This window comes from Rufibacter ruber, assembly GCF_001647275.1.
In the GTDB taxonomy this organism is placed as follows: domain Bacteria; phylum Bacteroidota; class Bacteroidia; order Cytophagales; family Hymenobacteraceae; genus Nibribacter; species Nibribacter ruber_C.
This window is the reverse complement of the sequence record NZ_LRMM01000005.1, coordinates 1-26,062: the sequence shown is the minus strand read 5'-3', so window position 1 is coordinate 26,062 and position 26,062 is coordinate 1. Positions and strand designations below refer to the sequence as shown.

Genomic DNA, 26,062 nt, shown 5'->3' with positions numbered 1-26,062 from the left:
GCGTGTAAAGTTTAGGGGTTTTGCTACTTTTGTGCATCGGCGGCCGCCGAAATACTTCTACCAACGCATTCATGAAAGTTCTTCAGCGAGTTCTCCTGCTTTGTTTGTTTGTCTACCTCCCGCTGCAGTCTATGGCGTGGGGAATGCTGGGCCACCGTATTGTGGGCGAAATAGCTGAGAGGCACCTGTCTAACAGGGCGAAGAAGAACATACGCAAGGTCTTAGGCCCTGAATCTGTGGCCATGGTCAGCAACTGGCCTGATTTTGTGAAGTCTGACCCCGCCTTTGACTACCTGGACACGTGGCATTACATCAACCTGAAGGAAGGCCTCACCCAGGCCGAGGTGGAGACAATTTTAAAGCAGGACACCGCCGTTGATGCCTACACCAGAATCAATTTCCTGATAGCTGAACTGAAGAAGAAGGAGCTGGAGCCGGTTAAGAAAGCACAATACCTCAAGATATTGATCCACTTGGTGGGGGATGTGCACCAACCCATGCACGTGGGCCGGCCAGAAGACCTGGGCGGAAACCGTATTAGGGTGGAGTGGTTCAACCAACCCACCAACCTGCACCGTCTCTGGGACAGCCAATTGATAGAATACCAGCAGCTGAGCTATACAGAATACGCCACCGCGCTCAACTGTGTCTCTAAAGAACAGAGCAAGATCTGGAAGAACCAGCCCATGACCCAGTGGTTCTTTGAGTCTTACCAGATTGCTGACCAGCTCTACAAAGGCGTGAAGCCGCAGGAAAAGCTCAGCTATACGTACAACTTTCATTACATAGCCACCCTGAATGCGCAACTGCTGAAAGGCGGGGTGCGGCTGGCGGGGGTGCTGGAGGAAATATTTGGCAGCTAGTTCTCCATAGCTCTTCCTGTTTTTAGGCTACTTTTTGTAAAACAGGCATAAACAGCGGGGCACTCCTATATAATATAGGAGTGCCCCGCTGGTGTTTTTAAAGGGAAGGTTTCCTGAGTCCTAAACTTGCAAGTTCCTCCTCAATTTTCTGGTTCCATCTGGTTTGCGCCGTTGCGTTGAGGCCATGGTTGGTTTCTGTGTCGTATTTTTTTTGCAAGGCGTCTAATTCCCAGAGTTCCTCCAGGTATTGGTATTTGATCATGCTGTCATAGTCGGCCAGGGTCAGCTTGGCTTTTCTGATGCGCTGCTTGTAATGCTCTGTCACCAGTTTTACCAGATCAAAATGCCGCTGCTCGTGGTTCAGGCCATAGGCGTTTCTGGCGTCTGCCCTTGACCGGGACAGGCTTTTGATCATGTACGTCTTGATCTGGATGTTTACGTAAATGGTGCCATTCTTGACCACTGCGTGGATATCATTAGAAATGAAGGGGAAAATGGAAGCGGCAAAACCTCCCCTTGGCGACCCGCCCTTGAAGTCGCTCCACTGCAACGGGCGGTTCACATCATAAAAGAGAGTGTCTTCTTCTGTGTTGCGGGTATAGTCTGAAAAAGTGACTTTTAAATTTCTGGCTAACTTCTCGTTGTACGGCGCCTCCTGGTTGACCCACAAATCCAGATACCGCAGAGATTCTGATAGAACTTTCCGGAGGGTGGGCTCCACTACCCCCAGCTGAGCTGCGGGTCTGCTGTAGCGGGCGCCGCTTTTATACTCAAACAGGTGGAGCATCTGCCCCTCGCGCTGTACCTCAAATGATGCGGAAATACTCACCCTGCCGTCAATTTTCCCGTTTGCGCCGGGTGTTTCTGTTACCTGGTACTCTTTCAGCCGCATCTGGATTGGGCGCAGACTGGGGTTGCGGGGCAAACTTTCTGCTATATACGCTTTCACCGCCGCCAGGCCCCCTCCCTGCAGGTCTATCCCCTGGGGCGTAGTTGACTTAGAGTTGCCTGTAATCAAAAATGCCACCGCTTTTGTTGTTGATCGTTCGTCCAGCACTTCTGCCAGGTAAAATTCTTTAGGCGTGAAAGGCAAGGGCTCTGCTTTTAACTGGATGGGGTCAATAGGACTGACTGGTTGGAACCCTGTTGTCAGCAGGAAGAGAAAGGGCAGGACAGCTGCCAACAAAACCTGCTGAAGAAGAGAAGTAGCTTTCTTCCGCTTCGTCTTCTTGTTGAAGGCAAGTGTGTTCTGCCGTTGTACGTATGGGGGCATTGTGGTACTGAACTTGATGTCTGGAGTCTGGGGAGAATAGCTTCCTTCCTGGTGACATTAACACTATTTGCCTGCAGCTTGTTCCGATATTTAAATCTGGGGCAAGATTATTGGAAAATAGAACTGAGAAATTTATTTAATAGAATCATGGAGTACTTTATTGATCCTTGTAAGTGTTTGATAATTTGGTTCTTGTGTTTGGAATTAATTGAAAGATAATTAGTGAATTATAATAAAATATACCCTTGCGTAATTATTAATTAAATGAGTAAATTAATTCTATATCAATTGAGTGTATGATATTATGTAAACTACTGATTCTATAAAGTAGGATAAGGTTATATTAAGTATAATTCTTAAGCAAGAATTTTCATCCCCTAAATGCATTGAATACTGGTGATATGAAAGTGTTTTTATTTTAGTAAAGCTTGTATGCCTAGAGGTGGAAAATAAGCGTCTCCGTTATTAGATGTGAGGTTTTTCAAGTAGAAGATAGAGCATAAAGAATGTATGCTTTCATGAATTTGATTTGCAAAACAATTGCCTGGGTGGCCGCACAGGCTCCTCCTTAGGCTCTCAAGTCAACTATTTGAGCAATTGTAACCGTCACAATTGTTGAATAATCCTACCCACTACCATAAAGAAAGTAATTCTTAAAACATGATCCGTCTCTTTGAAAGCTACCTGTTGAGTAGGGTGCTATTTTAAATATACAGTTTTTTATATGTTTTTATCATAGACAGGTAGAGGTAATCTTTAAAACCTTTTCAGAATTTGAATATGGTGGTATATTCAAATAATTGCCAAAACGAGGCTATAGGCGTGCTTGAATTATATTGTATGATGTTTTATTTTTATTTCTTGTTAAAGTTCCCTATCATTGGAATCATTTTCATCCAAACAAACCATTAAACAAAATCAACATGAAGAAAATCTTACTCTTAAGTCTTTTCTTGTTGTCTGTGCTTCTGAATGAAGCCATGGCACAAGGCAAGACGATCACGGGGCGAGTGACTGATGCGTCTACTGGCGAAGGAATGCCTGGCGTGACAGTACAATTAAAAGGAACTAGTACAGCGTCTCCTACAGATGTGAACGGTGGGTATTCCATCACTGTTCCTTCTGCTGGCGGTACTTTGGTGTTCTCCTTTATTGGGTATAATGCGCAAGAAATTGCCATTGGCAACCAAACTACTGTCAATGTTCGTCTGGCTGTAGATGCCCGTCAATTAGGTGAGGTGGTTGTTACTGCCTTGGGTATTGAGAGACAGAAAAAGGAAGTAGGGTATGCTGCCACTACTGTGACGGAAGAGGTAATTACCCGGGCTACACCCGTGAACGTTGCCCACGGTTTACAAGGAAAAGTATCTGGTTTGAACATCAACTCAGTAAATAACGGGGTGTTCGAGAATGTGAAAATCAACTTGAGAGGTATTCGTTCTTTGACTGGAAACAACAACCCGCTTCTTTTGTTAGATGGGGTTCCTACAAGCATTAGCTACCTTTCTTCTATCAACCCTAATGATATAGAGAGTGTAACTGTATTGAAAGGTGCTTCCGGTGCTGCCCTTTATGGTCCAGATGCTCGTAACGGGGTAATTGTTTTGAATACTAAAAAGGGTTCTCTTGATGAAAAACCTGTTGTTACTGTAAGCCATTCTACTCAACTTCAGAGAATTTCTTTCTTCCCTAAATTTCAGGAGTCTTTTGGTAGCGGCGGTTCAGGAGAGTATATTCCTTATGAAAACTGGTCTTGGGGGCCTGCCTTTGATGGCTCTACAGTTGAGTTAGGTCATGAGTTTGATGACCCTGCAACTGGTCAGCCAACAGTGCAAACAACCACTTATAGCCCTAAAAACGATAGAAAGAAATTCTTTAACACAGGAGTGACCATGCAAAATGATGTCTCTTTTGCTTTAAAAGATTTTTACTTGAGTTTACAAGATGCCAAAATAAATGGTATTGTGCCTGATGATGAGAACCGTAGAACTGGTGTTCGTTTAAATACTGCAAGAGAATACGGTAAATTTAGAGCAGGTTTTAATGTAAACTATATCCAGCAAAACTATAACGTATTTGATGATGCGTCTATGGCTGCCTGGAATACGGCAAACAACGTAGGTTTGAATTCAGGTTTGATGAACCTAATTTTCAATACACCTGCCCATGTACCTTTAACCTCTTACAAAGACTTTAATAACAATCCTTACGCACAGTACAATACTTATTTCAATGACTACGGCTTAAACCCTTATTTTGCAATTGATAACTGGCGTTTGGACGGTAGAAGGGAAGACTTGATTTCAAATTTAGATTTTGGTTTTAAAGCAACTGACTGGTTAAGCTTCACTTACCGCGCTGGTCTAACTAATCAAACAATAACCGAAAGAAGTACTTCTAAAGGAGAAGTTCCTTCTGTCTATGCTATTCAGAGAGGTCTGAAAAATGTGCCTGGCGCTGTTGGTGAGAGATCTTATAAATACATCAGATTATCATCTGAGTTTTTTGCTAATTTCAATAAGCAGATCAATGATGATTTTAAAGTGAATGCTATTGTGGGTACCTATGTGCGCCAGACAGATGCCCGGGATACTAGAGTAAGTGCTAATAGCTTGGTAGTTCCTGAGTTATTTAATGTTGGTAACCGTATTGGCCAATTGGGTGGTTCTTCTCCTTCTAGCAAAGTTCGGATGTTCTCATACTATGCCAGCGCCGGCTTAAGCTATAAAGGATGGGCAAACGTTGAATTTACTGGACGTAATGATCAGGTGTCAGTACTTGACCCAAGCAATAATTCTTTCTTCTACCCAGGAGTAAGCGGTTCATTGGTGTTGAGTGATGTGATTCCAGTTTTACAGGATAACAAATTCCTTTCTTACTTAAAATTGAGAGCTTCCTGGAATGAAACTGCAAATGCTGATATTGATGCCTATAGCTTACAGGCTACCTTTGGCCAGGCGAGTGGTTTCCCCTACGGAACTCTTCCCGGTTATACTGCTGCCAACACTATCCCTGACAGATACTTAAAACCTGAATCTATTAAAAGTACTGAGGTTGGATTTGAAAGTGGTTTCTTAGATGGTAGAGTAAATATTGAGGCTACCTACTATACGCAACAAAACTCAGATCAAATCATTGATATCCAGATTTCTCCAGCAACTGGGTATACAGGTGCTACTGTGAATGCAGCATCTTTCAAAAACCAGGGGGTTGAATTTGATTTAAGATTAACCCCATTGGTGAAGTTAGGTGACTTTGATGTAGAGTTTAGAGGGAATGCCTCTTACAACACAAATGAGGTAAATGAAGTGTATGGAGAGCTTAATGAACTTTCTATTGGCAACCTGAACAATATTGTAAACGGCATGCCAGCCTATGTATTGAAAGCAGCTGATTATGCCAGAGACCCACAAGGAAGAGTAATTGTGGATGCTACTTCAGGCTTGCCTTCACTTGACCCTGTTAATAAAATATATGGACGTACATTACCTAAATGGACTGTAGGCTTGAACCCATCAGTAACCTGGAAAGGGTTGAATCTGTCTGTGCTAGCTGAATACAAAACTGGACACTACTCCTACCATGACATTGGCAATGCAATGGCTTGGACAGGGGTTTCTGCTGCAACCGCAAGAAATAACCGTGAGAGATTTGTATTCCCTAACTCTGTAATTCTAGGGTCTGATGGGAACTATGTGCCAAATACCAATGTTACCATCAACAGCCCAGAGACTTTTTATACAACCGTTTACAGATCAGTAACTTCAAACTTTATTACAAGTGCTGCCTCTTGGAGGCTTCGTGAGGTTGCACTAAGCTATTCGCTTCCTGCCAGCCTTCTTGCCAGACAGAATGTAGTGAAGGGTGTAACAGTTGCCTTAACAGGTAGAAACCTTTTCTTATGGTTACCTGATACAAATGAGTTCACTGACCCTGATTTCAACAATACTACAGGAAACTCTGCCGGTGTGACTACCTCTCAAATTAACCCCCCTACCCGGGTGTTTGGTGGTAATATCACCTTGACGTTTTAATTAATATTATTTAAACACAAAAAAGTAAAATGAAAAAAGTTATATATACGGTCTTTGCACTGCTGATGCTTGGCGCGTCTGGCTGTGGTGATGACTTCTTTGATATCAACCAAAACCCAAACTCGGCAACTGAAGAGTCTATTACCCCTCAGTTAATTTTGCCAAGGGCTTTGCATGCTACTGCTGCCAGGGTGGCTACGTCATTTAACTATGCGGCACACTGGACTGGTTACTGGGCTCGTTCAGGAACGTATGGTCCTAACAATGAGCAGGAATCTTATAACATCTCTACTGGATACCAGGCAGGACAATGGTCTGGTTGGTATGATATCTTAACAGATGCAGATATCATGGAGAAGAAATCTGTTGTATTAAACCAGCCATTTTATACTGCTGCTGCTAAAGTGATCAAGTCTATTGGCTTTATGTATTTAGTGGATCAATACAACAACGTACCTTACTCCAAAGCATTTGACTTTCAAGGGAACATCTTGCCTGCCTATGATAAAGGGGAAGATATCTATAAAGACCTGCTGGTACAGTTAGAAACAGCCGCCAAATTAATGGCTGACGCTGAGATAACCCCAGAAATGCGTAACGTAGATATTCTATTTGGTGCAGGGAGAACTACAGATGCCGCCGCTGAAAAATTGATGTGGAGAAAATTAATCAACACTCAGCGTCTCAAGCTAATCGTTCGTCAGTCTGAGGTAACTGGGTTCAATGCAACTGCTGAACTTGCTAAAGTTACAGCAGAGGGAAGTGGGTTTTTAATGAGCGGGGAGACTGCCGCCGTACAACCTGGATATGCTGTTATCACTGGGCAGCAAAACCCTTTCTGGGATGCGTACAAAGCGAATGCTACTGCCCCTACAGCCGCAGTAGATCAGTACAACAGAGCCAACAACTATGTATTGAATAAGTATAGAAATAATAATGATATACGCTATCAGTACTTTTTTAGCAAAGTTGCTACTAAAACTACTGCTCAGCCAAATGATTATTATGGTTATAACTTTGGTGAAGCCATAGGTAACGACGAACCAAAGGCCGCTAACTCTTCAGATGTTGCTGGCCCAGGCTTAGCAAGAAGTGCTACACAACCCCAATGGCTGTTGACTTCAGTAGAAAGTATGTTTTTACAGGCAGAAGCTGTTCAGAGAGGATGGATGGCCGGTGATGCCAAAACAGCCTATGAAAATGCGGTTAGAGAGTCATTTATGTGGCTAGGTGTAACAAATGCAACAGCTACTGCTAATACTTATTTGACTGAAAGCATTGCTAATTATGATGCAGCTGCTAACAAAATTAACTTGATAGTAATGCAGAAATACCTGGCTTTAACTGGTATTGCTAACTTTGAAGCATACGTTGATTACAGAAGAGTAGGTGTTCCAAATGACCTGCCGCTATCACTGGCTAGTGGAAGAGGTAATAATATCATTCCACTTCGTTTGCAGTATCCTACTATTGAATATACTACAAATGCTGGTAATGTGTCTGCTGAGGGTAATGTGAATCCTCAGACTTCTAAAGTGTTTTGGGATAAATAGTTTCTGATTTAAGTCTTATAAGAAAATGATAAAATATTCTAAACTGTTTACCTTGGCTTTATTTGTAGCCGGGTTGACTTCTTGCCTAAATGATCCTTTTATTGAGGAAGAGCAAAAGTATGGTATGATCAATGAGGATGCCTTCAAAGTGGTAGAGTTTCCTACTACTACGAAGGCTATAGCTACTGAGATTTCAGCCCAGCCAACTGCCATTGATCTGATTACAATCAATTTGGCCGCAAGTGAAGTAGCTAATGAAGATATCAAGGTGACATTGAAAATTGATCCTACTAAACTCCCTGCTACAAGAACGTTATTACCAACAAATTTTTACACTTTACCCAATGGGTTGGAGGTAGTAATTCCTGCTGGAAGCAGAAAAGGTGTCTTGAAAGCTACTTTAAATACTAGCTTATTAAATCCAGCGGTAGTATATGGCTTACCTCTATCAATTGCTAATGTTGACAAAGCAGGATATACTATTAGTGGTAATTATGGCACCAATGTTATTTCTGTTTCTGTAAAGAACAAATATGATGGTGTTTACAGAGTTGAAAACATTGTTTTTAGACATTCTAATGCAGCGTTTACTGCTAATACACCAAGAACTAGACAGCTTCGTACATTAGATGAAGATTCAAATGAATCTTTTGACCCAGTTTTGAACGGTGGTTTGCAAGGTATTAGCTTCTTGAATGCTGGCGCAGGGAGCTATTTTGGTAACTTTAGCCCAGTTTTTAATTTTGATTTGGCTACTAATAATGTAGTTTCTGTGGATAATTACTATCCAGCTGGAAATGCTAGTAATAGAAGCGCTAAAATTGATCCAACAGGAGTTAATAAAATGACAATTACTCCAACTGGTGATAAAACATTAGAAGTAAGTTATATTATGGTTCAAGCAGGTGTTGAAACTCTCTTCTTGAAGGAGAAGTGGATTTATACGGGCCCTAGGCCCTAATATTAACTTTTAATAATAAAAAAGGGCTGCATTTGCAGCCCTTTTTTATTATTAAACAAGAGAAATACAACTTGTAATTGAATATAGTTAGTAATATAGATTCTTCAGAATATGTAATCTTTTTATTTTCTAGCTGTTTTAGAAAAAAGCCAGAAAATAAAACTAGGTAGGAGGTAAAATAAAATTATTTAATGGATATCCGAGTTAGTTTCAGAATCTAACTTCTGCCATTGTAAACCATCTAATAGTTAATGGATTTAGATACTTTTAAACCTAACTCTGCATCAAATAAGCCTTAATATACTCATCCAAATCCCCATCTAACACATTCTGCACATCACTGCGCTCCACACTGGTTCTAATATCTTTCACCAGTTTGTACGGGTGCAGTACATAGTTCCTGATCTGGGAACCAAAGTCGATGCGCTTTTTGGTGCTTTCCAGCTTATCCCGTTCCTCATTCCGCTTGTTGATTTCAATCTGGTAGAGCTGGGATTTCAGCATTCTGATGGCGTGCTCTTTGTTCATGAGCTGGGACCGCTCAATTTGGCAGGCAATGACAATGCCAGAGGGCTTATGTTTCAGGCGTACCGCTGTTTCCACCTTGTTCACATTCTGCCCACCGGCACCTCCTGACCGGAACGTGTCCCATTCAATATCTGCCGGGTTTACCTGAATATCAATGGTATCATCTACAATAGGGTAGGCGAAGACAGAGGCAAAAGAAGTGTGGCGGCGGCCGCCGGAATCAAACGGGGAAATACGTACCAGGCGGTGAACCCCAATCTCTGCTTTTAAGTAGCCGTAGGCAAAGTCCCCTTCAAACTGGAGCGTGGCAGACTTGATTCCAGCACCATCACCGGGCTGAAAATCTACCTGTTTAACCGTGTAGCCTTTGCGTTCTCCCCACATGAGGTACATGCGGTAGAGCATTTCTGCCCAATCCTGGCTCTCAGTACCGCCGGCTCCGGAGTTTACTTCCAACATGGCGCCTAACTGGTCTTCCTCATTGCTGAGCATCCGTTTGAACTCAAGCCCTTCCACTACCTTCTCGGTTTGTTTGAATTCAGAATTCATGTCTTCTTCAGACACGTCACCCTCTTTGTAGAAATCAAACAACACCTCCAGGTCTTCTACGGCTTTGGCCGTAGCTTCAAAATCATCTGTCCAGGTTTTCAGGCTTTTTGTTTCCTTCAGGAGTGACTCTGCTTTTTTAGGATCATCCCAAAAATCAGGGGCAAGAGATTTTTCTTCTAACGCGGTTACCTGTTCTTTCTTGGCATCATAGTCAAAGATACCTCCTCAAAGCCTCAACGCGGCCTTTCAACTCTTTAATCTGTTCTTGAGTCATGGTTTATAATCTAGTAATTTTTAACTGGGTGCAAGTATGTACAGGAGCACAAATAATAACCGTTCAGTTCATGAACCGGGTTTCTGTTTTTGACTGTTTTTTGAAAAACAGGCCAAAAACAGAAATCACCTGGCTACGCTTTTTTATGATGTCTCCCCTGAAACAAAAATAGGAAGTAGGAGCCAGATCAGCCCGCTACTTCCTAAGGATATAGTGAAAGAATACTTATTGAACGGGAACTACCCAGCCATGAGGGTCTGGGGCCATTCCATACCTAATGGCATCCAGCTCCTGGGCAACACGGTTGGAGAATTTTCTATCTGCTACCGGTGGCAACATCATTTCCTGGTCTTGGTAGGTGATAGACTTGATATGCGCAATGGTGGCGGCAGTACCGGTACCAAACGCATCTTCCAGTTTGCCGGCGGCGTAGGCATCTACAATTTCCTGAATAGGAATTCTGCGCTCCTCTACCTTCATGCCCCAGTCGCGGGCCAACTGTAGTACGCTATCACGGGTTACCCCTGCCAGAATAGAAGTACTCAAGGCGGGGGTAACCAAGGTGCCATCTATCACAAACATAACGTTCATGGTGCCTGACTCCTCAATGAAATTGTGTTCGCGGCCATCTGTCCAGATGATTTGATGGTACCCTTCCTGGTGGGCCAGCTTTGCCGGGAGCAGAGAGCCGCCGTAGTTCCCGGCTGCTTTGGCAAAACCAAATCCGCCTTCAACGGCTCTGGTGTAATGTTCCTCAATTTTAACCCGTACCGGCTCTGCATAATAGCTGCTGGCGGGGCTGCAGAAAATGATGAATTTGTATTCCTCAGCAGGACGAACGCCCAACAATCCCTCTGACCCGAACATCACTGGCCGGATGTACAGAGAGTAACCCGGGCGCTGGGGAACCCAGTCCGCATCTAAAGCAACCAACTGCTTTAAACCCTCCATGAAAAGGTCTTCTGGGATCTCAGGCATGCACAGGCGTTTGGCCGATTCATTCAACCGGGCCCAGTTAGCTTGCGGGCGGAAAAGCACGACTTCACCTTCTTTGGTTTTATAGGCTTTCATGCCTTCAAAAAGCGCTTGGCCGTAGTGAATGGCCGCCATGGCCGGACTTACTTCAATAGGGCCATAAGGCAAGATGTGAGGCTCTTGCCAGGCACCGTTTTTATAATCAATGACCAGCATGTGGTCTGCAAAAACTTTTCCGAACTGGAGGTTCTCTAAATCTAAGTTAGCCAGTTGGCTGGCGGTGGTAACAGTAGTATGAATTGGCATCGCTTCTGTTTGCATAGGTATGGTGTAAATGGTAATAGTGTACGTAAAATATGGCTGGAAAGAATAAAAAAAGCCTCACATACGAGGCTTCCAAGTTATTTCTTTTACTCCTAATTCAAAACTTATTGCCCTACTTAAGACAAATAAGAAATCTGAAAGACGGTTTAAATACTTCACCACCAGGTCATCTACATGAGATTCCTCCTGAAGGGCAATAGCCAGGCGCTCTGCCCGGCGGCAGACGCTGCGGGCCACGTGACAGAAAGAGACAGCCTGGTGACCACCCGGTAAGATGAAGTTGCGTAATGCCGGAAGGTGCTGGTCCAGCAGATCCATTTGCTCTTCCAGTAGCTGTATATCCGTTTCATGGAGGTCTGGGGTCTGCATCTTCACGTTTTTGTCAGGATCTGTGGCCAAGGTAGCGCCAATAGTAAAGAGCCTGTCTTGAATTTCTGAAAACAGCTCCTGCCGTTTCTGGTTTACCTCCTGGTCGCGCACCACGCCAATAAAAGAGTTGAGCTCATCTACAGTACCGTAGGCCTCAATGCGCAGGTGCGATTTCTTTACGCGGGTACCACCAATGAGCGATGTTTCTCCTTTGTCTCCGGTCTTGGTATAAATCTTCATGAGGGGGAAGTATGCGCGGCCGCCTGCTGGGCAGGAACCGTCACGTTCTGGTTCATTTCATCGGTTTCTACTAGCCCGTCCCGCAGGCGCACAATACGGTGGGCATAATGGGCAATGTCGTCTTCGTGCGTAACCATGATAATGGTATTGCCTTTGGCGTGCAGGTTCTCAAACAGCTCCATGATTTCATAAGAAGTCTTGGTGTCCAGGTTCCCGGTAGGCTCATCTGCCAGAATAATGCTGGGATCATTGACAAGGGCGCGGGCAATGGCTACCCGTTGGCGCTGACCACCAGACAACTCATTGGGTTTATGATGGGCTCTGCTGCCAAGGCCAACGCTGGTCAGCGCAGCCATGGCGCGTTCTTCCCTTTCGGCTTTGCCGTAACCGGCATAGATCAGGGGGAGGGCCACATTGTCTAGGGAAGAGGAGCGGGGAAGCAGGTTGAACGTCTGAAACACAAACCCAATCTCTTTGTTGCGCACGGTGGCCAGCTCGTTGTCTACCATATTGCTGACATCATTCCCGTTCAGGATATACCGGCCGGAGGTGGGCGTGTCCAGGCAGCCTACAATATTCATAAGCGTAGACTTTCCAGAACCGGACGGGCCCATGAAGGCCACGTATTCCCCTTTTTTAATTTCAATGGAAATAGAACGGAGCGCGTGGATCTGTTCTGTTCCCATCTGGTACATCTTAGAGATTTCCTCGGTTTTAATGATGGTGCTCATAAGGCCGTTGTTTATTGCCATTCCTGCTGCAGTGAATCACTGGCCTGCAGTTTGGCATCTATTTCTTTTCTAAAGCGAAAGTAATCAGCGGGCAGTAACAAAGGCTCCAGTTGCTCCAGTCCCTGCAGGCCATACTCCCGTAACCCCTGGTCAAATGCCAACCGCACATAGGCTTTTCTCAAAGCGATGGAGGACGGGTTAAAGGTAATACCTTCCAGCAGTAAGTCATAGGCTTTCAGAGGCTGCTTTTGGCGGACCAGGAAATCGGCGGCAGCCAAATAACCTGCTTCATACCATGGTGCCTGCCGTACCAGCTGTTCAAAGAGATTAGTCGCTTCTTTGGTCTGTTTATTACGCTGAGCCAGCTTTGCCTGATAATAAAGCTTGACACCTATGTCTTGGGGGGTAAAATAAAGGGAAGGCAGCTGGGTTTTCAGCTCCTGCCACTGCTCTGCCTGCCACCATAGTGCCGCCTGCAAGGCGTTGGCTTTTGACTTTAGATAATTTTTGGGAAAAGAAGCCGGAAAATGGGCCTGTAACAGGTTTTGGGCAGTGGTGAGGTTTTTTTCCTGCAGATACCTTTCAATCAAGGGCAAGGCAGCTGCCGGGGCCAGCGCTGGAGTGGTAATGGTAGTGGCCACCTGCTCCACCTGGTCCAGGGGCAACTTCTGGGCTTTAAGCTGCAGAAACTGGACTTTCAGGGAATCTGGGGCTGTGGCTGCCTGGCTAGGCGTCAACTGCGTGGCAATGGCCAGTTGGGTGGCGGCGCGCTGTTGCCACGCCTCCGGCAGGGTAGTGGTTTGCAGCGCCAGTTGAGCGGCCTCACTTTCTTGCCCAGCCAAGGCCAAGGCCACCGCTTCATGTAACTGCGCATCACGGTACCCAGCCTGCCGGGCCTTCCCAAAATAGGCAGCAGCAGAAGGATACAGCTGTACCTGCAGCATCCATTGCCCCAAAATGTCATTGTAGTGGCCAGCCGTTGCTGTATTGTTAGCGGCCAATTGCTCCAGGGTCGCTTTTGCCTGAGCGGGGTAACCGGCCCGTTGCTGTAGAACAGCCTTCAGGAGGGTAAGGTCATCAGTAAACCCAAGGTTTGCCTCTTGTCTCAGGAGCCGGTCTACTTGGGCAATGCCCGCCTTGCGCTCGCCTTTAGATGTAGGAAGCAGGTGTTGGAGGTAGAAATACGCAAAAGATGCGGAAGACAGGATGCTGTCCTGTAATGGAGCCGTTGTCTGTACAGGTGTTTTTCCACCAATAAGAAAACCGATGGCTAATTTGTTTGTCAGTAGGGGCAGGTGGCGGTCATGGTCATACGTCTGGGAGAATTCTACCGCCTGCTGCTTAAAGCCATGCTTGAAGAGAAATGCCAGCTGATTTGCCTGTACCACTTCCGGCTCATGGCTGTGAGCCAGCGCCTTGTCTAAATAAAAAGCCGCAGAGTCTGTGAAGGTAGTGGTGCCATACAGCAAGCCCAGGTTGTTCAGAAGCGGCGCGTATTCAGGAAACTGGCGTACACCCGTCTGGAGGACCTTGAGATGGTCAAACAAATCTGACGGGTCTGTATAGAGATTGGCTAATTGTAAGAATCCCTGCGGGGAGGGTTTTCTGGAGAGAAGATCCTCAAGCCGGTTCCTCTCTAAGGTGCGCATGCCGCCAGCATGGTACATGTCTGCCAGAGAGGCTAGAGCTCGGGTATTGCTCCTGGAGCGGTGACTGGCCTCGCTGTAAAACTGCTCTGCCAGCAGCGGACTTTCTTCAGTCTGTTGGTACATATCCCCCAGATAGGTGTAGTACGCTGACTGGGTCTGGTAAAAAACAGCATAGTTGTTTCTGATGACCATGATCACCAGCAACACCGCCCCCATGAGGTAGACTACAAAGAAGGACAACCGCTTTGGGTCATACACCACCCGGTACACCCGCAGCTTTTCTTTTAGCAGCGGCCAGAAATTAGCCAGAACGTACAGCAAAAATGAAATGCCAAAAGCCAAGTGTGTAAGAATGATAGCACCGCGGTAGGCTTGTACCATGGTATCATTGGCCATTAAGCAAGCGTACCCCAGGTTTAGGAAAGACAGCAGGGCTAATACCAGGTACAGAGGCGCTGCCTCGGTTTTAAACTGGAGAAAACGGGCATATTGCACCTCCCGTTGTCGCAGGCCCCAGAACCCTACTGCAGTAGAAAAAAGGAAGAGCAGCAAGGCATCAAACCCCAAGTAATCTATCTCCAGGATTCCGGCCTGCCGGAGGTACAACAGGAGCAGGTTGCCCAGGTAAAGTACACTGATCAGGAGAAACTGTGGGAGCCCGAAGCGCCTTTGCGGCTGTTGGGCATGGGTATTGAACCAGAGAAGGCCGTGCAGGTTCTCATACGCCACTAACAGCATCAGCAGCACCGCGGCCACAAAACTGCCCAACGTGCTGTAATTGACAATATGCAGGGCTGTCAGGGCACCAGAAAGGGGGGAGGCAAAGAAAACGGCTCCGCCGAAGAGGAGGGTAAGCGCTGTGAACACCACAAAACGTAACAGAAAAGAGCCTGAGCGCCAGAAAGCATGAAAAAGATAGCTGGTCACCCCAAACAGGCCTAACCCAATAAGTAAAAGCGTTCGGCTGGTGCCCGGGAAAATCCCCAACAGGTCCAGGTTGAACGTGGAGAGCCAGAGCATGCCCAGCGTAGCCGCCACGTAATATGCCATACGGGTTAAGGTGCTGGTCTCTGTCCAGAAGAAGACCAGTGCTACCGCCAGACCCGCCAAATGCACCCAAACCGCCCACTGGGGGAGATGCATGGCACCAATGGCATATTGTTCCGAGACCAAATAGGCATTGACCTCTACCCGCATAGGAGTGAGCAAAGGGGCCGACGGAAAAAGGTGCGCCTCAGCCGGGAACAGCTCCGTTTCCTTTTCTAACGGATAAACAAGTTGTTCGCCTTTGAAATAACCGTACACCCCTAAACCAATCACGGCCACTACAAGGGCCGTGAGGAAAAGGTAGAGAAAACGCCGGCTTGGCTCCAGGGCCTGCCAATATGGGAAAGGCTTCATCAAGGCTACTCCAGAACCTTAGGAACCCTGAAATAATCTGAATCTTTGCGCGGCGCCAGGCGCAGGGCATCTTCATGCTTCACGGTGTTCTGGGCCACGTCTTCGCGCATCACATTCAGTTCTTCTGAAATATGAATGAGCGGAGCCACGTGCTGGGTGTCCAGTTCGCGCAGCTTGTCTACCCAATTCAAGATGTTGTTCAGGTCCTGAAGCATTTCCTGCTCTTTGGTCTGGTCAAACTCTAGCCGGGCTAAGTGCGCCAACTGGCGCAGGGTTTCTATGTTGGTACTCATGTGGTTGGTGGGCGTCTAATTCAGCTTGTATAATGTCAAAGGTCTTCTGTTTGAGAGCTTCTAAATCCACTAACGTCATGCCTTGGGTAGAAATTGGCGGGTGAATGGTCATTTCCAGCGGGTGGTACCTAATGACCAGTTTGCCTTTCACGTCTGGCAGGAACAGGTGGTTGTAGGGCATGGTGATGGGCACCAGCGGCACCTGCTTCTCAATGGCCAGCTTGAACGGACCGTCTTTGAACGGCAGCATGGTACGGCCCGCCTCCGGCGAAATCTTGCCCTCGGGGAAAATCACCACGCTGCGCCCCGCCTCAATGCTCTGCTTGCTGGAAACGTAGGCTTTGGCGCGGCTCACGGGGCTGTCCCGGTCAACGGCAATGTAGAGCGCCTGGTAAATCTTGCCCCACAGCGGCACCTTGGTCAAAGACTTTTTCCCCACAAAATTCAGGAAACCGGGCATGACCGCAATGATCAACGGAATGTCAATGTACGAGCTGTGGTTAGGCGCGAACACGTACAGCTGCTTGGGGTCAATGTGCTCGCGGCCACGTATGGTGATGGGCATGAGGTACATGCGCAGCTGCAGCTTAGACCAGATGCGGTTAATGGTGTGCGCGTGCTTAAGACGGCTGGGTTTGGCAATAAACAGCCTAAACAGCGGGTACGTCACAATGAACGGAAGTACAAACCAGGTGGTACACCACACTGAATACACCTTTCTACCGATGGCCTTGAGCGCTTTCATCTTTCCAAAATTACGAATTAAAAGGAAATGCACCACGTTTCTGGCCGGTGCCACCCGTTTTTGGCCTGTTTTCACCAAAACAGGCTCAAAACGGCAACGCCAGCCACTAAAAGTTAGTGCAATAAAAAGCGCTTATTTTGGGCGGCGGGTCAATAAAATCTTTTCGGCTTTGAGCAGACCGGCCACGCTGATGGCATCGGTAATCTCATCGTTCATGGCCATTCTCACGGCCTCAGGGAACGGAAGCTTCCAGATTTTGATGTCCTCGGTTTCCTCCATCTCGGTCTCGCCGTGGGTCAGTTCCTCGGCCAGAAAAATAAACCCTTCTTCGTCTGTGACGGAATTGGAGGTGTGAATGCGGGCAATTTTGGTCCATTCAGCGGCGGTGAGGCCGGTTTCCTCCTTCAGTTCCCGCTTCGCGGATTCCAGCACGTCCAGCTCCACGGGGCCGCCGCCCATGGGAATCTCCCACGAGTACTCGTTTAATGGATAACGGTACTGGCCCACCAACCACGTGTTGCCTTCGTCATCAATGGGAATAATACCGATGGCCTTGTTCTTCATGGAGACCACGCCGTAAATGCCGTTGCCGCCGCCGGGGTTAATCACCTGGTCTTCGCGCACGCTAATCCAGGGGTTGCTGTACACGGGCTTGGTTTCAAGGGTGGTCCACGGGTTATCTAGAGAATGTTCTGGTTTCACGAGGTTACTATGCTAATTTTTGAAGGTGCTGATGTGCTAATTTAAAAGGAGAATTCCGTTTTTGCTGTTTTTCTGAAAACAGCCCAAAAACGGAAGGTGCAAGTGCCGTAATCACGCGACAGTTGCCTGGTTCTTTTTCAGCACGCGGTAGAAGTAGAAGGCACACAAAAAGAAGGAAACCATGATTACAAACCGGTACAGCACGTAGCCATTGGTTTGGAGAAACTCATTTCCCACCAGAAAGGCCGCCAGCAGGAACAGCAGCAGAAAGGTGAGCCGGTCCAGCCGGTTTTTGAGGTTGATGAGAATCAGAAAGAAACCAAACACGAAGTTGATGAGCACCGCCGTCAGGTAAAATACCACCAGGTACATGGCCGCCGTTTTCAGGTCCCCACTTTCCTTGTACCACCCGAAGCCCAGCACTACCAATAGCTGTACCACGCAGATAAGGCCCACAAACGTGCTGATTTTGAAGTTGCGCATAGGAAGAAGTAAAGTGGGCGTTGTTTTTAGTGATTTGGTACGAAGAAGGAGAGGATTGGGTAGAGAGCGGGTTTTCTAATTCATTAACTCTCTACCATTCATTACTATTCTTCCTTGACCGGCTCTTTTCTCTCAAGTTCTTCTACCTCCTCCACTCTTTGTCATTTTGGAAGAATCTTAGGGAACAGGTGGCAATAGCGGGGAGAAGTGCTTTTCTAGTTCGCCCATTGTTCCCTAAGTTCCTTTCAGGATGACAAAGGGGAGAAGTGGAATTTGCGTTTTTGGCCTATTTTCGCCACAACAGGCTAAAAACGGAAATATTTTGATTACCCTTTCAAAGAGGCCGGATTCTGCCGGTTGTCAAAGATAGTGTAGACTCTGATAAGCCGATGTTGAAAATCTATCCTATAAATAACTGAATGATGTTTGCCTAAAACTGCGCGCCGAAGTCCGCCCCTAGTGGGGGCATAGAGTTCTGGGAAAAGCACCACTATTTGCTCAAATTCCTTTAACCGTTTTACAAATTTTTTGACTTCTTTTTCTGTCCACTCCGCGCGCAGATAGGCGATAATCTTTTGAAACTTCGCTTTCGACTCTTGTGACCAGCGAATGTCAAACGTTGTCTTCATAATCCGCCCAAAACTCTCTGCTTGTTAACACTTTTCCTTGTGCCTGGTCATTTATACCGCGGTTTAAAGATTCCTGCTCGGCAGGCGTTAATTTTTCTAGCCAATCGCTGGAGGCAATATTAGAGTCTTTAATAGACTTGAGGGTTTGTAGAAGGGCGCTATCATTGGTTTTAGTGACCCATTCTATGAGTTCGTACTTCAATGTCTGTATATTCATAACTCCCATTGCAAAAATTCTAACTAAAGATACGAATTTCTTCCGTTTCCGGCTTATTTTCCAAAAAACAGGCCGAAAACAGAAAACTACACCGCCGCCTTTACCGCATCAATGGCTTGCTGGTACACCGCCTCATACATAGGCACAATGTTGTTTATCTCAAACTCCTTGGCGCGGGCCAGGGCGGCGGCTTTGAATTTTGGCAGTTGGTCGTCTTGCAGGAGGAAAAGCGTGTTCTTGACCATGTCTTTCACATCACCCACGTTGCTCACGAAGCCGGTCACGCCGTGAATATTCAATTCTGGCAAACCTCCGGCGTTAGACGAAATCACGGGCACCTCGCAGGCCATGGCTTCCAGCGCGGCCAACCCGAAGCTTTCTTTTTCAGAGGGCATCAAAAAGACATCGGCCACTGAGAGGAGTTCCTCCACGGCTTCCAGCTTGCCCAGGAAGCGCACGTCCTGGCAGATGTTGAGCTTGCGGCAGAGGTTTTCCATCTTGGGGCGCTCAGGTCCGTCACCCACCAGCAACAGTTTAGACGGCATCTGCTCGCGCACTTTGTAGAAAATTTTAATCACGTCGCCAATGCGTTTCACGCCCCTGAAATTGGAGGTATGCACCAGCAGTTTTTCGCCAAACGGCGCAATGGCGGCCTTGAAATGCTCTTTCTTCTGCTTCTGGAACCGCTCCAGATTGATGAAGTTGGGAATCACCACAATGTCTTTCTCAATAGGGAAGTACTCATACGTCTCCTTGCGCAGGTCTTCAGACACCGAGGTCACCGCGTCTGACTGGTTAATACTGAACGTGACCACTGGCTCATACGACGCATCTTTGCCCACCAGCGTGATATCTGTGCCGTGCAACGTAGTGATCACCGGAATCTGAATGCCTTTGGTCAAGAGAATCTGCTTGGCCATGAACGCTGCCGAGGCATGCGGAATGGCATAATGCACGTGCAGCACGTCTAGCTTCTCAAACTGCACAATGTCTACCATCTTGCTGGCCAGTGCCAACTCATAAGGCGCGTACTGGAACAGCGGGTAATTGGGGATATTGACCTCGTGGTAAAACAGGTTCTCGTTGAAATAGTCCAGCCGGGCGGGCTGGCTGTAGGTAATGAAATGCACTTTATGACCCTTCTGGGCCAGCGCTTTCCCTAGTTCAGTGGCCACTACGCCGCTACCGCCAAAGGTGGGGTAACACACAATTCCTATCTTCATGATACTTTCAGTATATCAAAATCAATAAACAATCAAGCAAAACCGGCCTGTTCAATAGCAATTCAAACGGGTTGTAAAGGTAAGAAACGTTATGAGAAACAGGGGGCTGAACGGTATGCTTGGGTATACTAAGTTCTGGGTGCCATTAATCTTACACATTTCCCTTTCTGTCATTCTGTAAGAATCTCGGTGACGAACGGCAGTAGCGGTAGGCAAATGCTTATCTAGTTCGCTGCCTAGATTCTTTCAGAATGACAAAGTGGAAGATGCAAATTGTCTTTATACCTATATACTAATGCAGAAGCCTGAATTAAGTTTAAAATAAACTGTAAATATTTCTTTGGATGAACCAACCCGCCACTTGAAAATAAATTCGGTGCTAGGCCTTATAAGATTAGGAATTTCCTGTTTTGGTGCTGTTTTTCGAAAAGTAGCCCCAAAACAGCGGCACAAGCGGACGCTTGCGCCATGGGAAGGGGAGTACACCTGCCGGTCATGGCGTCCCCCACTATGGCTCGGAAGATGCTAATAGCGCGCACACAGAGAATCACCACGTTCACTTTAAGACAAGAAGCCAGTATATGGGTTTCCTTTATGTGTCAATCGCAAGTGTTTGATTTGACTTTCAGAATTCTGTTTTCGGGCTGTTTTCCAAGAACTAGCTCCAAAACGTAAAAACATCTTTACCGCAAAGCGGAAAGTTTGGGACTACTACTTAATAAGAAAGAGGGAGAATTAGACCGTTTCTAACCTTCCCTCTTCTTATTGCTATTGCTTAGCTTTTTTGTAACTACTGGCTCTGCTCTAACGACTGATACACCACGTCATGAATACGCGTGCGGATATTGTATTGGAGCAACTTGTTGTTCTCTGACTCAGGGTGCACGCGATTAGACAAGAAGATGTAAATGAGGTTGTTGTCCGGGTCAATCCAGGCGCCGGTGCCGGTAAAGCCGGTGTGCCCATACGTGCTCAACGGGGCCAGTTCAGAGGTGGGACCGTCTCCCTGGGGCTCGGGTTTGTCCCAGCCCAGACCGCGGCGGTTATCCAGGCTGGCGCTCTGCGCGAAGTTGGTGACTACCGGCGTTCTGAAATACTGCTGACCGCCGTAGTTGCCGTGCTGCAAATCCATCTGCAGGAGAATGGCCAGGTCGTTAGCGTTGGAGAACAAGCCCGCGTGACCGGCTTTCCCGCCCAGCATGGCGGCGTTTTCATCATGCACCGTTCCCTGCAATTGCGTTCTTCTGAACACGGTATCCTTCGCCGTGGGCGCGATCTGTTCTTTCAGGAATTTGTTCAGCGGGTTATAGGTCAGACTACTTGCGCCCAGGGGCGAATAGAAATTCTGCTCCAGGAAGTCAGGCAGGGATTGGTTCAGGAGCCGCTCGGCCACACGCTTCATGAGGTGCATGCCAATGTCTGAATAACGGTACTCAAACTTCCCGCTGGCCAGGCGCTTACCCACCAGGTTAGATTTCACAATCCAGGTCCAGACAGAATCCTCCACGCGGCGGCTGGCGAATAGATTAGGCGTTACTTCCAACGGATATGCCTCTGACCGCAGGGTGTCATAGTAAATGGGGTTCGGCTTGCCGTCTAACAGGGTTCTCTGCCAGAACGGGAGGTTGGCGCTCAGACCGGCCTGGTGCAAGAGCACGTCCCGTACCAACAGGTTGGCTTTGTTGGAGCCCTTCAATTCAGGTAGATAGGTAACCAGCTTGGCATCTAAGTTCAATCGGCCCTGGTCGTTCAGGAACATAACGGCCTGCAGCGTGGCGGCTACTTTGGTGATAGAGGCCAGGTCATAGATGGTTTTCTCGGTAACGGGCTGGGTGCGGTCATAGGTGTAGTAGCCGTAGGCTTTGTCCAGCACCACGGTTCCGTCTTTCACCACCAGCACCTGGCAACCCGGCGTGGCCGCGTAGGCAATGGCTTCCAGGGCGATGTTGTCAATCTGCTTAAGCGTAGCCGAGTTCATGCCCACACTTTCGGGCACCGAATATTTAAGGCGGCTCAACGAAGGCGTGGAGAGCCCAACCCCTTCCCTGAACTTCGGCGAAGCCGTGACCGGCAGCCGCCCGTTGGCCGGAAGCGCCCCGAACAACACTTGCGGCACTACTTTCTGCACCACCTCATTGTCTTCATAGCCGCACACCAGCCAGTTGCTGTCTTCAAAATTCTTGAGGCTGTAGGCGTTGCCCATCACCACCACCACTACTTTCTTGGTTGGGTCGCGCTGCAGGTCTTTGATAAAGTTTAGGGCGGTGCCCGAAATTCCAAAGTTCCTTCCCGGCGTGCTGTTCAAGTTATGCAGGGAAATAACCACCACATCAGACCCAGCCAAATCTTTCTTGATAGTAGCATACACGCTGTCGGGGGCAATGCGGCTACTTACCGAGAATTTCTTGAACGAGGCGTATTTGTCCAGGGTCTTGGTGAAGGCGTTGTTGTAGCCGGTGCCAATGGACACCGACGCAAACTCGGTGGTGTCCAGTACCCGGAACGGCAGCAAATTGTCTTTGTTCACCACCACCGTCACGGCCTGCTCATACAATTGCTGCTGCAGCACCTGGCTCATGGGCAAACTCAATTCATGCGACAAATCCTGCAAATCTACCGGCTTGTACTGATTCAGGCCTGACCAATATTTGGCGTGCAGAATCTTGCGCACCCGCGTCTCAATCTCAGTTTCCTGAATGGTGCTGTCCTGCACGGCCTGCCGGATGCTGGCGATGGCTTTGGGTACATCTTCAGAGAAAAGCAACACGTCATTGCCCGCCATAAAGGCCAGCGCGTCTACCTCGCCGGGTTTGTGGTAGCGGGTCACGCCTTTCATGTTGAGCGCATCGGTGAAAACCAGCCCCTCGTACTCCATCTTCCCTTTGAGCAAGTCGCGAACTAAGTACGGCGACAGCGTGGCAGCGCGGTTGGCAATAGAATCCAGCTTAGGTACGTGCAGATGCGCCACCATTACGCCCATCACGCCCGCGTCAAATGAGCGCCGGAACGGGTACAGTTCCACGTCAGAAAGCCGCGCCAGGTCATGGTGCAGCACCGGCAAAGTTTTGTGCGAATCTGTGTTAGTGTCACCGTGGCCGGGAAAATGTTTGGCCACCGCAATAATGCCGTGGTCCTGCAGGCCTTTGATGTAGGCAATGCTGCGCTGGGTGACCTGTTCCTTGTTTTCGCCGAAGGAGCGGTTGCCAATGACCGGGTTGTTGGGGTTGCTGTTCACGTCTACCACCGGCGAGAAATTCACGTGCACGCCCAGCCGTTTGAGCTTGAGCGCAATCTCGCGGCCCATGAGGTACACGTACCGGTCATCGGGCAGGGCCCCCAGGGTCATCTGTTTGGCGAAGTGCATGCTGCTGTCCAGACGCATGTCCAGGCCCCACTCAGCGTCAATGGCCACCAGCAACGGAGTTTTAGCCAAGGCTTGGTAGCGGTTAGTCAGTTTGGCTTGGCGCACGGGGCCGCCCTGCATGAACATGATGCCGCCAATGCCGTACTGGGTCACCAGATTTTCTATCTCGCGCACGTGGCTCTGCGGTTTATTTGAGTATGCTGCCACCATGAACAGCTGCCCCAGCCGCTGGTCGGGCGTAAGGCTCTGGTACACACTGTCTACCCAACGCTGTTCCTGCAGGCTGGGCTTGGCCCGCCCCGCCGGTGTAAACCCCGACAAAGCCCACCAGGCGCCCATCACCACCGCCAACAGCCCCAGGCTATATCGTCTTAGCATTTCACAACGCGTAATAAAATTTGAATAACTGTTTCATAGGCCTAATTTCGCAGAAGGAAACCAAGCCGCGACCTTTGTTCCGCCGAAAGGCGTTTATCGCCTCTTTTTCCCAAAACAAGCCCAAAACGGAATTGTTGGGTGCCTCACCGTTACAAGAACGCCCTTCAACTTACCCAACGGTGACGGCAGTTTGCCTTGGTTTCACCGTAAGAAGCAGAAGAGCGAGCGGGTGAGCAGGAGGGGCCTCAGGTCGCTGTTTAAGCTGGTAATATTACTGAAAATTTTGCTTTTATGCCGAAGAAAATGCTGCCAAAGCGGTTTTGAGCCGCGGCAGCAACGGCTAAAAGCTCACGAAATCTACGCAGGGAAGTTTGTATGGCAGATATTATAAGATTACTACCCGAGCATTTGGCCAACCAGATTGCCGCCGGCGAGGTGGTGCAGCGGCCGGCCAGCGTGGTGAAGGAGTTGTTGGAGAACAGCGTAGACGCGCGCAGCACTAGTATTCAGCTCATTGTGAAAGACGCGGGCAAGCAGCTCATACAAGTGGTAGATGACGGCCTGGGCATGACCGAGACCGACGCCCGCATGTGCTTTGAGCGCCACGCCACCTCCAAAATCCAGACCACCGAGGACCTGTTCCGCATCAGGACCATGGGGTTCAGGGGCGAGGCCATGGCCTCCATTGCCGCCGTGGCGCAGGTGGAACTGAAATCGCGCGCGCGCGGCACCGAGCTGGGCACGTGTCTCACCATTGAAGCCAACGAGGTCATTAAACAGGAACCCACGGCCATGGCCGAAGGCACGGTGGTGAGCGTCAAAAATCTCTTCTACAACGTACCCGCGCGGCGGAATTTCCTGAAAAGTAACCCCGTGGAGATGCGCCATATCCTGGACGAGTTCCAGCGCGTGGCCCTGGCCAACCCCGAGATTGCGTTCTCTTTGTACCAGAACGAGGTGGAGGTGATGAATCTGCCCGCCGGGAAGTTGAGCCAGCGCATTGTGAGTGTTTTTGGCAAGGAGTACAAGGAGCAGTTGGCCAGCTGTGAGGAAAACACCCCGTTTCTGAACATACGCGGCTACATTGGCAAACCCGAATTCGCGAAGAAGAGCCGTGGTGAGCAGTTTTTCTTTGTGAACAATCGTTTCATCAAGAGCCAGTACCTGAACCACGCCGTGCTCACGGCCTATGAAGGGTTGCTGCCCAAAGACAGCTTTCCGTTTTACGTCCTGTTTCTGGAAATTGCGCCGGAAACGATTGACATTAACGTGCACCCTACCAAGACCGAAATCAAGTTTGAGGACGAGAAAACGGTCTACGCCATTGTGCGGGCGGCAGTAAAACAGAGCCTGGGGCTGCACAACATTGCCCCTTCGCTGGACTTTGGGGCCGATGTGAACTATATTCCGCTGCAGCCCATGAAGTTTCCCGCGTCTACTGATTTTGAGGCCGCCCCGGCCCGGGCACCCAGAGCTTCGGCGGAGCCGCCGGTGTCACAGCCGGTCACCACTACCTTTGCCAGCAAAGCGTTCAGCGGCGGGGGCAGCAGTGGGTCTGGCGAGCGGGATGAGAGTTTTTTCACGCCTTCCGCGCTGCGGGAAGCGGCACGGCAAAGCAGCCCAGAAAACAACGTGGAGAGCAAGCTGTTCTCTGACGAAGAGGCGTTTCCGGCGGCTTCTGCGGGCATGACGGGCGGTTCTAAAACTTTGCAGGTGCATCAGAAGTACATACTGGTGCAGGTGAAGTCTGGGTTGATGATGGTAGACCAGCAGGCGGCGCAGGAGCGTATCCTGTACGAGAAATACAGCCAGGCGCTGGGCAAACGGTCGGGGGCGTCACAGCAGCTGTTGTTCCCGCAGACGCTGCAGTTATCGCCTTCAGATTTCTCGCTGGTGATGGAGCTGGCCGAGGAGTTCAGCGCGCTGGGGTTTGTGCTGCATGAGTTCGGGGCCAACACCATTGCCGTGAACGGAATCCCGGCAGAGATTCCGCTCCGTGATGAGCGCGAACTGATTGAAGGCTTATTGGAACAATATAAGAACAACCTGTCCAGTTTAAAAGTAGACCGGCAGGAGAACCTGGCGCGGGCCATGGCCAAACGTGTTTCGTCCCGGCTGACTGGCCGCCTCAACGACCAGGAGATGAACGCGCTGGTAGACCAGCTGTTTGCCTGCCAGGTGCCCAATTACACGCCCAGCGGTCAGAAAACGCTGGTGATTCTGCAGCTCAGCCAGTTGCAGGAGCTGTTTTTGAAGAGTTAGGTATATTCCTGTTTTCGGGCTGTTTTCAGAAAAACTAGCCCG

19 protein-coding genes are annotated in these 26,062 nt (G+C 48.4%); 5 read left to right on the top strand and 14 right to left on the bottom strand.

All coding sequences use genetic code 11. The features are described 5' to 3' along the window. The first annotated feature begins 71 nt into the window (after positions 1 to 71). The gene (locus A8O25_RS03200) at positions 72 to 863 is read left to right on the top strand and encodes a S1/P1 nuclease (protein ID WP_066830990.1); all 792 of its coding nucleotides are present in this window, start codon (positions 72 to 74) and stop codon (positions 861 to 863) included. 97 nt (positions 864 to 960) lie between these two features. Here A8O25_RS03200 and A8O25_RS03195 read toward each other — a convergent pair whose 3' ends face one another. Continuing rightward, positions 961 to 2,136 (bottom strand): hypothetical protein, encoded by a 1,176-nt coding sequence (locus A8O25_RS03195; RefSeq protein ID WP_082893410.1) that lies wholly within the window; start codon positions 2,134 to 2,136, stop codon positions 961 to 963. Positions 2,137 to 3,059: 923 nt separating this feature from the next. On the opposite strand from A8O25_RS03195, the gene A8O25_RS03190 reads away from it, so the two are divergent. From A8O25_RS03190 to A8O25_RS03180, 3 genes are read left to right on the top strand one after another with little or no spacing between them, the layout of a single operon-like run. After that, positions 3,060 to 6,170 (top strand): SusC/RagA family TonB-linked outer membrane protein, encoded by a 3,111-nt coding sequence (locus tag A8O25_RS03190; RefSeq protein ID WP_066830803.1) that lies wholly within the window; start codon positions 3,060 to 3,062, stop codon positions 6,168 to 6,170. A 29-nt stretch (positions 6,171 to 6,199) separates the two neighbouring features. After that, complete coding sequence (locus A8O25_RS03185; RefSeq protein ID WP_066830801.1) at positions 6,200 to 7,723, top strand: SusD/RagB family nutrient-binding outer membrane lipoprotein; 1,524 nt, start codon at positions 6,200 to 6,202, stop codon at positions 7,721 to 7,723. A gap of 25 nt (positions 7,724 to 7,748) precedes the next feature. Next, positions 7,749 to 8,684 (top strand): DUF1735 domain-containing protein, encoded by a 936-nt coding sequence (locus A8O25_RS03180; RefSeq protein WP_066830799.1) that lies wholly within the window; start codon positions 7,749 to 7,751, stop codon positions 8,682 to 8,684. Positions 8,685 to 8,957: 273 nt separating this feature from the next. Here A8O25_RS03180 and prfB read toward each other — a convergent pair. The 13 genes from prfB to A8O25_RS03115 all read right to left on the bottom strand — a co-directional run bounded on the left by prfB (position 8,958) and on the right by A8O25_RS03115 (position 23,758). Further along, a protein-coding gene (gene prfB, locus A8O25_RS03175; protein ID WP_153042568.1) for a peptide chain release factor 2 occupies positions 8,958 to 10,035 on the bottom strand; the annotation gives its coding sequence in 2 pieces (ribosomal slippage) (positions 8,958 to 9,974 and positions 9,976 to 10,035; 1,077 coding nt in all). 225 nt (positions 10,036 to 10,260) lie between these two features. After that, positions 10,261 to 11,316, bottom strand: coding sequence for a branched-chain amino acid aminotransferase (locus A8O25_RS03170; protein ID WP_182511561.1), 1,056 nt, complete (start codon positions 11,314 to 11,316; stop codon positions 10,261 to 10,263). Between the two features lie 75 nt (positions 11,317 to 11,391). After that, entirely contained in the window at positions 11,392 to 11,943 is a 552-nt protein-coding gene (locus A8O25_RS03165) for a cob(I)yrinic acid a,c-diamide adenosyltransferase (RefSeq protein WP_066830793.1), read from the bottom strand. Continuing rightward, entirely contained in the window at positions 11,940 to 12,674 is a 735-nt protein-coding gene (locus tag A8O25_RS03160) for an ABC transporter ATP-binding protein (RefSeq protein WP_066830986.1), read from the bottom strand. Before A8O25_RS03160 ends, A8O25_RS03165 begins: the two co-directional genes overlap by 4 nt. 11 nt (positions 12,675 to 12,685) lie before the next feature. Continuing rightward, a complete protein-coding gene (locus A8O25_RS03155; RefSeq protein WP_161947686.1) occupies positions 12,686 to 15,724 on the bottom strand; it encodes a tetratricopeptide repeat protein in 3,039 nt (1,012 codons plus the stop codon). A 5-nt stretch (positions 15,725 to 15,729) separates the two neighbouring features. Beyond that, complete coding sequence (gatC, locus tag A8O25_RS03150) at positions 15,730 to 16,017, bottom strand: Asp-tRNA(Asn)/Glu-tRNA(Gln) amidotransferase subunit GatC (protein WP_066830789.1); 288 nt, start codon at positions 16,015 to 16,017, stop codon at positions 15,730 to 15,732. Continuing rightward, positions 15,959 to 16,762: a lysophospholipid acyltransferase family protein gene (locus A8O25_RS03145; RefSeq protein ID WP_066830984.1), complete on the bottom strand. Its 804-nt coding sequence runs from the start codon at positions 16,760 to 16,762 to the stop codon at positions 15,959 to 15,961. Before A8O25_RS03145 ends, gatC begins: the two co-directional genes overlap by 59 nt. A gap of 132 nt (positions 16,763 to 16,894) precedes the next feature. Beyond that, a complete protein-coding gene (locus A8O25_RS03140) occupies positions 16,895 to 17,464 on the bottom strand; it encodes an NUDIX domain-containing protein (RefSeq protein ID WP_066830788.1) in 570 nt (189 codons plus the stop codon). 111 nt (positions 17,465 to 17,575) lie between these two features. Then, positions 17,576 to 17,947 carry a hypothetical protein gene (locus A8O25_RS03135; RefSeq protein ID WP_066830786.1) on the bottom strand — a complete coding sequence of 124 codons (372 nt, stop codon included), beginning with the start codon at positions 17,945 to 17,947 and terminating at the stop codon, positions 17,576 to 17,578. A gap of 326 nt (positions 17,948 to 18,273) precedes the next feature. Then, positions 18,274 to 18,576: a type II toxin-antitoxin system RelE/ParE family toxin gene (locus tag A8O25_RS03130; protein ID WP_066830784.1), complete on the bottom strand. Its 303-nt coding sequence runs from the start codon at positions 18,574 to 18,576 to the stop codon at positions 18,274 to 18,276. Further along, a complete protein-coding gene (locus A8O25_RS03125; protein ID WP_153042567.1) occupies positions 18,560 to 18,778 on the bottom strand; it encodes a hypothetical protein in 219 nt (72 codons plus the stop codon). The genes A8O25_RS03130 and A8O25_RS03125 overlap by 17 nt, the downstream gene beginning before the upstream one ends. 101 nt (positions 18,779 to 18,879) lie before the next feature. Then, positions 18,880 to 20,016 carry an N-acetyl-alpha-D-glucosaminyl L-malate synthase BshA gene (gene bshA / locus A8O25_RS03120; RefSeq protein WP_066830781.1) on the bottom strand — a complete coding sequence of 379 codons (1,137 nt, stop codon included), beginning with the start codon at positions 20,014 to 20,016 and terminating at the stop codon, positions 18,880 to 18,882. 790 nt (positions 20,017 to 20,806) lie between these two features. Further along, positions 20,807 to 23,758 carry a serine hydrolase domain-containing protein gene (locus A8O25_RS03115; protein ID WP_066830779.1) on the bottom strand — a complete coding sequence of 984 codons (2,952 nt, stop codon included), beginning with the start codon at positions 23,756 to 23,758 and terminating at the stop codon, positions 20,807 to 20,809. A 375-nt stretch (positions 23,759 to 24,133) separates the two neighbouring features. Here A8O25_RS03115 and mutL point away from each other — a divergent pair, with 375 nt between their 5' ends. Continuing rightward, complete coding sequence (gene mutL / locus A8O25_RS03110; RefSeq protein ID WP_066830777.1) at positions 24,134 to 26,020, top strand: DNA mismatch repair endonuclease MutL; 1,887 nt, start codon at positions 24,134 to 24,136, stop codon at positions 26,018 to 26,020. Positions 26,021 to 26,062 lie beyond the last annotated feature (42 nt).